Origin of the sequence: Pseudomonas sp. HY13-MNA-CIBAN-0226 (assembly GCF_040310305.1) — a bacterium.
Classification (GTDB): Bacteria; Pseudomonadota; Gammaproteobacteria; order Pseudomonadales; family Pseudomonadaceae; genus Aquipseudomonas; species Aquipseudomonas gregormendelii.
The window spans coordinates 1-12,496 of record NZ_JBEOPS010000026.1; the positions used below are offsets into that span (position 1 = coordinate 1).

At 60.5% G+C, this 12,496-nt stretch carries 10 protein-coding genes, 2 tRNA genes and 1 riboswitch; of the genes, 1 reads left to right on the forward strand and 11 read right to left on the reverse strand.

Translation table 11 applies throughout. The annotated features are described in order from the left end of the window. Positions 1–142 precede the first annotated feature (142 nt). The 6 genes from AAEZ05_RS24530 to ltaE form a co-directional block, all read right to left on the reverse strand. Positions 143–219 (reverse strand) — tRNA-Arg (locus tag AAEZ05_RS24530). Between the two features lie 107 nt (positions 220–326). After that, a tRNA-Ser gene (locus AAEZ05_RS24535) sits at positions 327–417 on the reverse strand. A gap of 62 nt (positions 418–479) precedes the next feature. Beyond that, positions 480–668, reverse strand: coding sequence for a carbon storage regulator CsrA (csrA, locus tag AAEZ05_RS24540; RefSeq protein WP_002554426.1), 189 nt, complete (start codon positions 666–668; stop codon positions 480–482). Positions 669–854: 186 nt separating this feature from the next. Beyond that, a complete protein-coding gene (locus AAEZ05_RS24545; RefSeq protein WP_031319071.1) occupies positions 855–2,096 on the reverse strand; it encodes an aspartate kinase in 1,242 nt (413 codons plus the stop codon). Positions 2,097–2,187: 91 nt separating this feature from the next. Then, positions 2,188–4,806 (reverse strand): alanine--tRNA ligase, encoded by a 2,619-nt coding sequence (gene alaS, locus AAEZ05_RS24550; RefSeq protein WP_350649294.1) that lies wholly within the window; start codon positions 4,804–4,806, stop codon positions 2,188–2,190. Positions 4,807–4,952: 146 nt separating this feature from the next. Further along, on the reverse strand, positions 4,953–5,957 hold the full coding sequence (gene ltaE / locus AAEZ05_RS24555; RefSeq protein ID WP_205892646.1) for a low-specificity L-threonine aldolase: 1,005 nt from the start codon (positions 5,955–5,957) through the stop codon (positions 4,953–4,955). Positions 5,958–6,225: 268 nt separating this feature from the next. Next, a riboswitch (FMN riboswitch) is annotated at positions 6,226–6,396 on the forward strand. A 102-nt stretch (positions 6,397–6,498) separates the two neighbouring features. On the opposite strand from ltaE, the gene AAEZ05_RS24560 reads away from it, so the two are divergent. Continuing rightward, positions 6,499–7,008, forward strand: coding sequence for a 6,7-dimethyl-8-ribityllumazine synthase (locus AAEZ05_RS24560; protein WP_045057445.1), 510 nt, complete (start codon positions 6,499–6,501; stop codon positions 7,006–7,008). 108 nt (positions 7,009–7,116) lie between these two features. Here AAEZ05_RS24560 and astE read toward each other — a convergent pair whose 3' ends face one another. The 5 genes from astE to astA all read right to left on the reverse strand — a co-directional run bounded on the left by astE (position 7,117) and on the right by astA (position 12,480). Then, on the reverse strand, positions 7,117–8,127 hold the full coding sequence (gene astE / locus AAEZ05_RS24565) for a succinylglutamate desuccinylase (protein WP_045057446.1): 1,011 nt from the start codon (positions 8,125–8,127) through the stop codon (positions 7,117–7,119). A 12-nt stretch (positions 8,128–8,139) separates the two neighbouring features. Then, a complete protein-coding gene (locus tag AAEZ05_RS24570; RefSeq protein WP_045057447.1) occupies positions 8,140–8,430 on the reverse strand; it encodes a hypothetical protein in 291 nt (96 codons plus the stop codon). Positions 8,431–8,481: 51 nt separating this feature from the next. Next, positions 8,482–9,828, reverse strand: a complete 1,347-nt coding sequence (gene astB / locus AAEZ05_RS24575) for an N-succinylarginine dihydrolase (protein WP_350600018.1) — start codon at positions 9,826–9,828, stop codon at positions 8,482–8,484. A 160-nt stretch (positions 9,829–9,988) separates the two neighbouring features. Continuing rightward, positions 9,989–11,458 (reverse strand): succinylglutamate-semialdehyde dehydrogenase, encoded by a 1,470-nt coding sequence (gene astD / locus AAEZ05_RS24580; protein ID WP_177328519.1) that lies wholly within the window; start codon positions 11,456–11,458, stop codon positions 9,989–9,991. Further along, positions 11,455–12,480 (reverse strand): arginine N-succinyltransferase, encoded by a 1,026-nt coding sequence (gene astA / locus AAEZ05_RS24585; RefSeq protein WP_350649297.1) that lies wholly within the window; start codon positions 12,478–12,480, stop codon positions 11,455–11,457. Before astA ends, astD begins: the two co-directional genes overlap by 4 nt. Positions 12,481–12,496 lie beyond the last annotated feature (16 nt).

Below are 12,496 nucleotides of genomic sequence, written 5' to 3' on the forward strand. Positions count from 1 at the left end.
ACTCGACAGGATTCGAACCTGTGACCGCTCGGTTCGTAGCCGAGTACTCTATCCAGCTGAGCTACGAGTGCATTTGTGTTTTTATACCAGATCACAACTGGTTGGAGCCAAGTTATTCGCATTGCTGCAAACAACTCTTAAATGGTGCACTCGACAGGATTCGAACCTGTGACCGCTCGGTTCGTAGCCGAGTACTCTATCCAGCTGAGCTACGAGTGCATTTGTTGCCGCGCATTATAGGCCGTCTAATCTCTATGTCAAACACTTTTTCTAGTAATTTCAACAACTTACCGAAAAAGCCAGATTACAACGTACTACGCAAATAATGGCGGAGAACGGGGGATTCGAACCCCCGACACCCTTTTGAGGTGTACTCCCTTAGCAGGGGAGCGCCTTCGGCCACTCGGCCAGCTCTCCGCAACACGGGGCGTATATTAACCAGCTTCTTCCCCGTTTGCAAACATAAAAAGCGATAAAAATTAATGGCTTGGTTCTTCGTCCTTCTCTTTCTTTATACGCAGGTAAATTTCCTCACGGTGGACCGCTACCTCTTTCGGGGCGTTGACACCGATACGCACTTGATTTCCTTTGACGCCGAGCACGGTCACGGTGATTTCGCCATCACCGATAATCAGGCTTTCTGCGCACCGACGAGTCAGAATCAGCATACCTTTCTCCTCACGCATTTCATTTCAGGGACAACAGTCTGCAAAAAAAAGGCACTCGACCTACCACCTGAAAAGGTCGCAGCCCTACATGCCTGAGTATTGACCAGCGCGAGCAAAAGAACAGCCTTGAGTCGCGCCTTTCAAAAAACAGCAGGCGCGGTCAGACCGCGCCTGTTGGCAAACGCATCACTCGCCTTGACGAGCCGGTGCGTCCAGTTCGAAAGCCGTGTGCAGAGCGCGCACAGCCAGTTCCAGGTACTTCTCTTCGATCACTACGGAAACTTTGATTTCCGAAGTCGAGATCATCTGGATGTTGATGCTTTCCTTGGCCAGGGATTCGAACATGCGGCTGGCTACGCCTGCGTGGGAGCGCATGCCGACGCCGACGATCGAGACCTTGGCGATCTTGATGTCGCCCACCACTTCACGGGCACCGATCTCGCGAGCGGTGTTCTCCAGCACGGTTTGTGCGGCCTGGAAGTCATTGCGGTGTACGGTGAAGGTGAAGTCGGTGGTGTTATCGTGCGCAACGTTCTGCACGATCATGTCGACTTCGATGTTCGCGGCACTGATCGGGCCCAGGATCTTGAACGCAACACCCGGGGTGTCTGGCACGCCACGGATGGTCAGCTTGGCTTCATCGCGATTGAAAGCGATGCCGGAAATGATCGGCTGTTCCATGGTTTCCTCTTCATCAATAGTAATGAGGGTGCCCGGACCCTCCTTGAAGCTGTGCAGTACGCGCAGCGGAACGTTGTACTTGCCGGCGAATTCCACCGCACGGATCTGCAACACCTTGGAACCGAGGCTGGCCATTTCCAGCATCTCTTCAAAGGTAATCTTGTCCAGGCGCTGAGCCACGGACACCACACGCGGGTCGGTGGTGTAGACGCCATCGACGTCGGTGTAGATCTGGCATTCGTCAGCCTTCAGGGCTGCCGCCAGGGCCACGCCGGTGGTGTCGGAGCCGCCACGACCCAGGGTGGTGATGTTGCCGTGCTCGTCGACGCCCTGGAAACCGGCGACAACGACTACGCGACCGGCCTTCAGGTCACCGCGAATCTTCTGGTCATCTATCTGCAAGATACGCGCTTTGTTGTGCGCGCTGTCCGTCAGGATCCGCACCTGGTTGCCGGTGTAGGACACCGCTGGCACGCCACGCTTGATCAGCGCCATGGCCAACAGTGCAATCGTCACCTGCTCGCCAGTGGAAACGATCACATCCAGCTCACGGGGAACCGGTTGGCCGTCGCCACTGATTTGCTTGGCCAGATCGATCAGACGGTTGGTCTCGCCGCTCATTGCAGACAGCACAACCACCAGGTCATCGCCGGCATCGCGGAATTTCTTAACCTTGTCGGCGACCTGCTCGATTCTCTCGACAGTGCCGACCGAGGTGCCTCCAAATTTCTGTACGATCAAAGCCATTTCAAAGCCGCCTCTGCCCATGAAGGGCGCCCAAATAATCACTCAAACAGCGCGCCGGCCCGCCACTAGACAACGGGCCGGACACCCTGCCTTATAAACCCTGCTCTACAAATGGAACAGTCAGGGCCAGGGCCGCATCCAGTGCGCCAGCGTCAGTACCACCGCCTTGCGCCATGTCTGGACGACCACCGCCCTTCCCGCCCACTGCTGCAGCGGCTTGCTTCATCAAATCACCGGCTTTGAGTTGGCCAGTCAGGTCTTTGGTTACGCCTGCAACCAGAACGACCTTTTCCTCATGGACACTGCCGAGCAGGATCACTGCGCGGCCGAGTTTGTTTTTCAGTTGATCGACCAGCGCCAGCAGCGCCTTGCCATCCTGGCCGTCCAGACGCACGGCCAGCACTTTCACACCCTTGACGTCCAGGGCGGAGGCCGACAGATCGTCGCCCGCCGCGCTGGCTGCCTTGGCCTGCAACTGCTCGAGTTGCTTTTCCAGCAGACGGTTGCGCTCCAGCACAGCCGACAGCTTGTCGATCAGGTTATCGCGGCTGCCCTTGACCAGGTTGGCCGCTTCCTTGAGTTGTTCTTCAGCAGCGTTCAGGTACGCCAGTGCGGCAGCGCCCGTGACCGCTTCGATGCGTCGCACACCGGAAGCCACACCGCCTTCGCTGATGATTTTCAGCAGGCCGATGTCGCCGGTGCGGTTGGCATGGATGCCGCCACACAGCTCGACGGAGAAAGCCCCGCCCATGCTCAGCACGCGCACGTTATCGCCGTACTTCTCGCCGAACAGCGCCATGGCGCCTTTCTGCTTGGCGGTTTCGATATCGGTTTCTTCGGTTTCAACTGCGGAGTTCTTGCGGATCTCGGCGTTGACGATGTCTTCCAGCGCTTTCAACTGCTCAGGCTTGATGGCTTCGAAGTGGCTGAAGTCAAAGCGCAGGCGCTGACTGTCGACCAGCGAACCCTTCTGCTGGACGTGCTCGCCCAGCACCTGGCGCAGGGCGGCGTGCAGCAAGTGCGTGGCCGAATGGTTCAGCGCCGTGGCGTGACGGACTTCGGCATCGACGTGAGTCTCTACCGGCGCGCCAATGGTCAGGCTGCCCGATGCCAGGACACCGTGATGCAGGAACGCACCGCCAGTCTTGGTGGTGTCGCGCACGTCGAAACGTGCCTCGCCCGCCTGGAGGAAACCGCAGTCGCCGATCTGGCCGCCAGATTCAGCGTAAAAAGGCGTCTGGTTGAGGACGACGACCGCCTCCTGACCTTCACTCAATACGTCGACCGACTGGCCGTCTTTATAGATGGCGACAATTTTTGCCGAACCGCTGGTGGCCTTGTAGCCGGTGAACTCGGTGGCTACGTCAACCTTGACCAGGGTGTTGTAGTCCAGACCGAACGAACTGGCGGAACGTGCACGGACGCGCTGGGCTTCCATTTCGCGCTCGAAGCCGGCTTCGTCAACGGTCAGGTTGCGTTCGCGAGCGATATCCGCGGTCAGGTCCATCGGGAAACCGTAGGTGTCGTACAGCTTGAACACCACATCGCCCGGCACCACGGTGCCTTTGAGTTCCAGCAGATCCTGCTCGAGAATCTTCAGGCCGTGCTCCAGGGTCTTGGAGAACTGCTCTTCTTCGGCCTTGAGCACGCGCTCGATGTTGTCCTGCTGCTTCTTCAGTTCCGGGAACGCTTCGCCCATCTCGGCGACCAGCGCCGCGACGATCTTGTAGAAGAAGCTGCCGGTCGCGCCCAGCTTGTTACCGTGGCGGCAGGCACGACGAATGATGCGACGCAGCACATAGCCACGACCTTCGTTGGACGGCAGCACGCCATCGGCGATCAGGAAACCGCACGACCGAATGTGGTCGGAAACAACCTTGAGCGACGACTGATCGCCATTCTCGCAGCCGATGGCCTCAGCCGATGCCTTGAGCAGGTTCTTGAACAGGTCGATGTCATAGTTGGAATTGACGTGCTGCATCACCGCACTGATCCGCTCCAGGCCCATGCCGGTATCCACCGACGGTGCTGGCAACGGATGCAACACGCCATCGGCGGTGCGGTTGAACTGCATGAACACGTTGTTCCAGATCTCGATGTAACGGTCGCCGTCTTCTTCAGGAGAGCCCGGTGGGCCGCCCCAGATGTGGTCGCCGTGATCGTAGAAAATCTCGGTGCAAGGGCCGCACGGGCCGGTATCGCCCATGGTCCAGAAGTTGTCTGACGCGTACGGCGCGCCTTTGTTGTCGCCGATACGGATCATGCGCTCGACCGGCACGCCGATTTCTTTGGTCCAGATGTCATACGCTTCGTCATCGGAGGCGTAGACAGTGACCCAAAGCTTTTCCTTTGGCAGCTTCAGCACGCCGGTCAGGAAGGTCCAGGCAAAGGTGATCGCGTCGTGCTTGAAATAGTCACCGAAGCTGAAGTTACCGAGCATTTCGAAGAACGTGTGGTGACGGGCGGTATAACCGACGTTTTCCAGGTCACTGTTCTTGCCACCGGCGCGCACGCACTTCTGGCTGCTGGTCGCACGGGTGTACGCACGTTTTTCCTGGCCCAGGAAGCAGTCCTTGAACTGGTTCATCCCCGCGTTAGTGAACAGCAGGGTTGGGTCGTTGCCCGGAATCAAAGAGCTGGAGGCTACACGGGTGTGGCCTTGCTCTTCGAAGAAGCGAAGGAAGGCTTCACGGATTTCTGCGCTTTTCATTAGGTTCTTCCACGGAGGCTGCGGCCAAAGGCCTGTTCGAAACGTCAACAGACGAAGCGACGGCAAAGGGCCGCATTATATCGGCCCTGCGCGCGGGGTACAGCGTGTTTATACGATAGAAACGGTCAATTGGACGGCTAACGCTGTCAGTTGCGTGAAAACTCGACGAATGCCGCGATCACCTGTTCGATCCCGGCGCGGTCGACGTCCATGTGCGTGACCATTCTAAGCCGCCCGGCAGCGCTGAGGCGGATACCGCGCTCAGCGGCAAAGGCCTTGAAGGCCTCGGCACGGTCGCCCATCTGCACATACACCATGTTGGTCTGTACGGGCTCGACGGCATAACCCGCCTTGACCAGCCCGTCGGCCAGCCACTGTGCGTTGGCATGGTCGTCGGCCAGGCGCTGAACGTTGTTGTCCAGAGCATACAGCCCCGCCGCCGCCAGCAGCCCGGCCTGGCGCATGCCACCGCCGACCATCTTGCGCAGTCGCCGCGCCTTGCCGATCAGCTCGACCGAGCCACACAGCACCGAACCGACCGGCGCGCCCAGGCCTTTGGACAGGCATACCGAAACCGAATCAAAATGCCGGGTGATCTCCTGGGCGTCCACCCCCAGCTTGACCGCAGCGTTGTACAGCCGCGCGCCATCCAGGTGCAGGGCAAGGCCGTGTTCACGGGTAAAAGCCCGGGCCCGCGCCAGGTATTCCAGGGGCAGGACTTTGCCCTGCATGGTGTTTTCCAGGGCCAGCAAGCGGGTGCGGGCGAAATGGAAGTCGTCCGGTTTGATCGCTGCGGCGACATCGGCCAGGTCCAGCGAGCCATCGGCTTGGACTTCCAGCGGTTGTGGCTGGATCGATCCCAGCACGGCCGCCCCGCCCCCTTCGTATTTGTAGGTGTGGGCCTGCTGGCCAACGATGTATTCGTCGCCGCGCTCACAATGCGCCAACAGCCCCAGCAGATTGCTCATGGTGCCGGTGGGGACGAACAGCGCGGCGGCAAAACCCAGGCGCCTGGCCAGCTCGGCTTCCAGTTGATTGACCGTCGGATCTTCGCCGTACACGTCGTCACCCGTCGCGGCGCGTGTCATCGCCTCGAGCATGGCGGCGGTCGGTTGGGTGACGGTGTCGCTGCGAAGATCGATAACGCTCATGAATCCGGCCTCGGTAAGCAGGGGAAATCCCTTTCAGACAGGGATTACTGCGGTCATGTGGACGAATAATCAACCCTAGTGTGGGAAAAAACACAAACCCTGTGGGAGCGGGCTTGCCCGCGATAGCCGACTGTCAGTCGATAGGGTCGAAGGCTGACACACCGCTATCGCGGGCAAGCCCGCTCCCACAGGGTTACGCGTCGACTTTGGCTATGCGCCACGCAAAAAATTGTGTTAAAAACGCTGCGCCGCCAACTTTTATGGCGGCAAACGTTCTCAGGGCGGGGTGCAACTCCCCACCGGCGGTAATTGCGCGCAACGCGCATAGCCCGCGAGCGCTTGGTGGCAGTCCCGGCTTCGGCGGTACTGGCGGCAAGGTCAGCAGACCCGGTGTGATCCCGGGGCCGACGGTCATAGTCCGGATGAAGAGAGAACGGGATTGGCGCCAAAGGGCCGTCCGCGGGCATTCGTGCGAGCGTGCGCACCCTTAAATCCCATTCGATTCATATGCCCTGTTTTTCACACAAACAGGAGTCAGAACATGCAACCCACCGCAATCGACAGCAAAAGCAAAAACCATCAGGGCGAGCGCGTCGCGTTCATCCAGGCCTGCTGGCACAAAGATATCGTCGACCAGAGCCGTAAAGGTTTCCTGGCCGAAATGATTGCCCAGGGTTACCAGGAATCAGACATCGACTTCTTCGAAGTGGGCGGCGCGTTTGAAATGCCCCTGCACGCCAAGTTGCTGGCCAAGACCGGCCGTTATGCCGGCATCGTCGCCGCAGCCCTGGTGGTGGACGGCGGTATCTACCGTCACGAGTTCGTCGCCCAATCGGTGGTCAGTGGTCTGATGCAGGTTCAACTGGAAACCGAAGTACCCGTGTTCTCGGTGTCGCTGACCCCGCACCACTTCCACGCGGGCGAGGAGCACCACAAGTTTTTCTTTGAGCACTTTGTGCACAAGGGCCAGGAAGCGGCGAAGACTTGTGCCGACACACTGCATAAGATCCGCGCGCTGCGTCGCGCTGAGCCGCGGGCGTTGGCCGTCTAAACACCGAACCCCGTAGGAGCTGACGAGTGCAACGAGGCTGCGATCTTTTGATCTGAAAAGAGCAAGATCAAAAGATCGCAGCCTTCGGCAGCTCCTACAGGGACCGTGTCAGGCCAGGTTTTCGTCGGTCGTCGGCACGATCAGGATACCGGCGCGCAGGCCGTTCTTGACCTTGGGGTTGGGGAAGATGATCCGGGCACCCTCCTCCTCGATGATCCAGCGGGTCTGGGCGATGTCTTCGGCCAGCAAGTAACCCACTTCCAATTCCGAGAAATTCTCGACGTCCGCGGGCAGGTTCAAGCGGAAGCTGTCGCTGTGCTTGATGATTTCCCGTGCCACGCTGAACAGCTGCAGGCCGTCCAAAGAGTCATCGGCCAGCTCGGGCTCCTTGCCTTCGATAATTTGCTTGAGACGTGTCTCCAGGCGATCGACATTGACCCCGTCGTTGTGCCCGAACGGTCGCGCCTTGCCCAACTCCAGGGTGAAAGACTCGGCGCCCAGCTTGTCGTAGGTGAACGAGCTGAACACGATCGACGGCTTGTTCTGCAGCAACACCGCCTCCATTCCCGCCGCGCGCAAACGCGCCAGCTCCTTGCGCGAATGCTGGCGACCTTCCTTCCAGGGGTACAGGGCGAACTGTTCGATCTTCGAGCCGCGAATGGCGGTGTGCAGGTCGTAGTGCAGGCGCTCGCGGTCGGGCAGGCTGAAAAAGCTCGCGGCCAAACGCTCCAGCTCACAGGCGCGCAGGGCTTCGCAACCGCTGCTTTGTTCGTGACGGCCGTTGAACAGCCGATTGACGTCCTGCTCGATAAAGCGCTCGCCCTTGCGAATCGCTTCCGGGTTGCCGAACAGGAACAGAATACGGGCGCGCGGCTTCAAGTCGCCGCGGGCGATGTCATGCAACAGGCGATCGAGCAGCTCGATCGGCGCTGTTTCGTTGCCATGGATACCGGCTGACAGCAGCAGGTCCAGGCCGTTGTCGCGAGCTTCGGGGGGCCGGACTTCCAGCGCCCCCTCGCTCAACCAGCGCATCCGCACGCCTTCGACAGTCAGTTGAGTCTTCTCCGCCGGTTCGCGGCCGGCGAGGGTCAGTTCAAGCAGTTTGCCGAGGGCGAGCATAGAGCGACTTCCTTAATGGTCGTGATTGCAATCCGGGCCGTGCACGTGTTCCTCGTCGTCGCCGAGGTCAGCCGGTTCCATTTCCAGTTGCAGACTTACCAGATTAGTCGCCAATGGGCGCAGCAGCAGGTTGGCGTATTCGGCGTCACCTTCTTCGACGTCCACACCGATCAGCAACTGGCCACGACCATCCTGCTGGATCCACAGCTCTTTGCCTTGCCACATGACCGCGACGCGGGTGCAGGACGTTTCCAGTTGCGTGCCGTCGGTGTCTTCAAGGATCAGCTGCAGGGTATCGCTCATGTTTTTTTACGCTCTCTAAAGGAGATGAAGCGGCGCATGCAGCGCCGACTTTCAATTGATCTGGAATGGATAAACCGCGCCCAGTTTAAGGATTTGCGTCAGTTCATCCAGTGCCGTCCGGCATTCAAGCAGCAATTGCGGGTCCGCAAGATCGCTCTCGGCCATGCGGTCGCGGTAGTGCTTGTCGACCCATTCGGTCAGCGAGCCGTACAACGGTGCCGTCATGATAACGCCTGGATTGACCGCCGCCAGTTCCGTTTCATTCAGCGCGACGCGCAACCTCAGGCAAGCAGGGCCACCGCCGTTTTGCATGCTTTGTTTCAAATCGAAGACTTTGACTTCACGGATCAGCCCGCCCGAACTGGTCAGGCCCTGCAGGTATTGCCATACCCGCTCATTGCCACGGCATTCTTCCGGCACGATCAACAACATCGAGCCGTCGGGACGGGTCAGCAACTGGCTGTTGAACAGGTAGGACCGAACGGCGTCTTCCACGGTGACCGCAGAACGCGGTACACAGATCGCCTGAAAATTCCCGCCTGCCTTGGCGAGCTTTCCGTGCAGCTCGGCGAGCATCTGTTCGGTGTCGAGGAACGCGTCCTCGTGATAGAACAGCACCTCGCCGTTACCGACCGCGATCACGTCGTTATGGAACACGCCCTGATCGATCACCGAAGGGTTCTGCTGACCGTAGACCACCGCGTCGTCACTCAGACCGTGCAAGCGGGCGACCGCCTGGGAAGCCTCGAGGGTCTGGCGTGCCGGGTACTTCTGCGGAGCCGGGTAACGGGTGTCGAAGGCACTGCGGCCGAACACGAAAAACTCGACGCCGGCTTCGCCGTATTCACGGCAGAAACGCGTGTGGTTGGCCGCACCTTCATCGCCGAACTGCGCCACGGCCGGCAATGCGGCGTGGTGAGCGAAGTGCTGCTGATCAGCGAACATCGCCCCCAGTACGCGACTGGTGGTCGGGTGTTCGATGCTGCGGTGATATTTGCAGTTGAGGTTGGCGGCGGTGAAGTGCACTCGACCGTCGGCGGTGTCGGCGCTCGGGCTGACGGTGGCGGCGTTGGCCACCCACATGCTCGAGGCCGAGCAACTGGCGACCAGCAAGGGCATCGCGTCCTTGGCGGCGCGCTCAATCACTTGCGCATCGGTGCCGCCGAAGCCCAGGCGCCGCAGGGCTGCTACGTCTGGCCGTTCCTGAGGGGCGAGGACACCTTGCTGAAAGCCCATTTCCATCAGCGCTTTCATTTTCGCCAGGCCTTGCAGCGCAGCTTCCTTCGGGTTCGAACACTGCTGGCTGTTGCTCTGGGACGCGACGTTGCCGTAGGACAGGCCGCCGTAGTTATGGGTCGGCCCCACTAGACCGTCAAAATTGACTTCATAGGATTTCATCAGCGAGGCTCCACGAGAATTCTGTTGTTAGGCTTCAGTAACCGGATTTGAGACCGAGGCGTGGCCATCGCCAGCAGGCTGGCTCCCACAGGGATTACGTCGTACACACAGTGTGTAAACACCACCGAACCTGTGGGAGCCAGCCTGCTGGCGATTGGCATCACGCCATTTTCACGCCAGGCGTGAGGGCGGCAGGCAAGGTCAGGCTCGGCGTTTCCAGCGATGCCACCGGGTACGCGCAGTAATCTGCCGCGTAATAGGCGCTGGCACGATGGTTACCCGAGGCACCCACCCCGCCGAACGGCGCACTGCTGGCCGCACCGGTCAGCTGCTTGTTCCAGTTGACGATACCGGCCCGGCTTTCCAGCCAGAACTGCTGGTAACGCGCTTCGGAGTCCGAGAGCAAGCCGGCGGCAAGGCCGTATTCGGTGTCGTTGGCCTCGGCGATCGCCGCTTCGAAATCAGCGTAGCGAATCACTTGCAGCAACGGGCCGAACAGTTCTTCGTCAGGACGCTCGGCCACGGCCGTTACATCCAAAATGCCTGGGGTCAGCAAGGCAGCCTGAGCCTGTGGCTGGGTCATTTCCAGCAGCGCCATGGCGCCATTTGCCAGCAGATGCGCCTGGGCATCCATCAGGGACTTGGCCGCAGCCAGGGAAATCACCGAGCCCATGAACGGCGCCGGTTGCTGATCAAAAGCGCCCACTTCGATGGTCGAAGTCACCGCCACCAAGCGTGCCAGCAACGAGTCGCCCCAGGCGCCCTGGGGCACCAGCAGTCGGCGCGCGCAGGTGCAACGCTGACCGGCAGAAATGAATGCCGACTGGATGATGGTGTAGACCGCCGCATCCAGGTCAGCCACCTGGTCAACCACCAGTGGATTGTTACCGCCCATCTCCAGCGCCAGGATCTTGTCAGGCCGACCGGCAAATTGCTGATGCAGGTGATTACCGGTGCGGCTCGAACCGGTGAAGAACAGGCCGTCGATGCCAGGGTTCGCCGCCAGGGCAATCCCGGTTTCGCGAGCGCCCTGCAGCAGGTTCAACACGCCAGCCGGCAGGCCGGCTTCGATCCAGCATTTGACCGTCAGTTCGGCGACTTTCGGCGTCAGCTCGCTCGGCTTGAACAGCACGCTGTTACCCGCGAGCAAGGCTGGGACGATGTGGCCGTTGGGCAGGTGACCGGGGAAGTTGTAAGGCCCGAACACCGCGACCACGCCGTGTGGCTTGTGGCGCAGCACGGCAGTTGCGTCGCCCAGAGGGCTGCTCTTCTCACCGGTACGCTCACGATAGCTCTGAATCGAGATGGCAATCTTGTTGACCATGCTGGTCACTTCGGTCGCCGATTCCCACAGCGGTTTGCCGGTTTCTTCGCCGATGGTCCGTGCCAGCTCGTCAGCGTGATTTTTCAACGCGGCGGCGAAGGCCTCCAGCACACTGATGCGCTCGTCCAGGGTGCGCCGAGCCCAGCCCGGGAACGCCTGGCGCGCGGCTTGGACGGCGGATTCCACTTGGGCAGCGCTCGCGCCTTCACCGGACCAAAGCACTTGCTGGGTCACCGGGTTCAGCGACTGGAACGCTTCGCCCTGGCCAGACAGCCACTCACCTGCAATGTATAGCGAATTCATTATTTCGACTCCCGTGCAGCGGACAACGGAACGGCGCGCACCTGGTCGCCGGCGTTGAGTTGAAGGCGTTTGGCGGTCAGCGGGTCGACCACCAGGGTGCCGGCGGCGAAGCGTGCGGGAGCGGCAGTGATCCGGCAGTCCTCGCGCTTGCGGTTGTGAATCAGGAAAGGCGTGGCGTCGTCACCCGGGGTGCCGATGGCCAGCACCAGCGGCTGGCTGTCGCGCACCGCGCGGATCTTCGTGGTTTCGCACTCCACTGCCGGGCCTGCGTCGAAGATGTCGACGTAGCCCTGGTAGCTGAAACCTTCGCTCTTGAGCATGGCCAGTGCCGGCTCGGTGTCCGGATGAACCTGGCCGATGATGTTGCGCGCGTCCGGCGACAGGAAGCAGGTGTACAACGGAAATTTGGGCATCAGTTCGGCGATGAAGGCCTTGTTGCCAACGCCGGTCAGGTAGTCCGCCTGGCTGAATTCCATCTTGAAGAAATGCCGCCCCAGGCTTTCCCAGAACGGCGAGCGCCCGGCTTCGTCGGACATGCCGCGCATCTCGGCAATGATCTTGTTGCCAAACAGCTGCGGGAATTCGGCGATGAACAGCATCCGCGCCTTGGCCAGCATGCGTCCGTTGAGGCCGTTGCGGTAATCGGCATGCAGGAACAGCGAGCACAGCTCGGAGTTGCCGGTCAGGTCGTTGGCCAGGAACAGCGTCGGAATCTCGCGATAGATGTTCAGCTCTTGCGAAGCGCTGACCGTCAGGCCAACCCGGAAGTTGTACCAGGGCTCACGCAGGCCGACCGCGCCGGCGATGGCGGAAATGCCCACCACGCGACCGCTGTCATCTTCGAGCACGAACAGGTAGTCCGCATCGCCCCGCCCGGCTTCTCCGCGAAAGGTCTTCTCGGCCCAGCCGACCCGGTGGGCCAGCCGCTCTTCGTTGGCCGGCAAGGTGGTCAGGCCGGTGCCAGTGCTGCGGGCCAGCTCGATCAGAGCGGGTAAATCGCTGCTGCTTACGGGACGAACGATCATGCTATCTCCTCAGTCG

Bases quoted from the DNA above. Each gene is read 5' to 3' on its own strand.
- astB (WP_350600018.1), bottom strand. From the start codon at position 9,828: ATGAAATCCTATGAAGTCAATTTTGACGGTCTAGTGGGGCCGACCCAT.
- astA (WP_350649297.1), bottom strand. From the start codon at position 12,480: ATGATCGTTCGTCCCGTAAGCAGCAGCGATTTACCCGCTCTGATCGAG.
- csrA (WP_002554426.1), bottom strand. From the start codon at position 668: ATGCTGATTCTGACTCGTCGGTGCGCAGAAAGCCTGATTATCGGTGAT.
- astE (WP_045057446.1), bottom strand. From the start codon at position 8,127: ATGCTCGCCCTCGGCAAACTGCTTGAACTGACCCTCGCCGGCCGCGAA.
- AAEZ05_RS24560 (WP_045057445.1), top strand. From the start codon at position 6,499: ATGCAACCCACCGCAATCGACAGCAAAAGCAAAAACCATCAGGGCGAG.
- AAEZ05_RS24570 (WP_045057447.1), bottom strand. From the start codon at position 8,430: ATGAGCGATACCCTGCAGCTGATCCTTGAAGACACCGACGGCACGCAA.
- AAEZ05_RS24545 (WP_031319071.1), bottom strand. From the start codon at position 2,096: ATGGCTTTGATCGTACAGAAATTTGGAGGCACCTCGGTCGGCACTGTC.
- ltaE (WP_205892646.1), bottom strand. From the start codon at position 5,957: ATGAGCGTTATCGATCTTCGCAGCGACACCGTCACCCAACCGACCGCC.
- alaS (WP_350649294.1), bottom strand. From the start codon at position 4,806: ATGAAAAGCGCAGAAATCCGTGAAGCCTTCCTTCGCTTCTTCGAAGAG.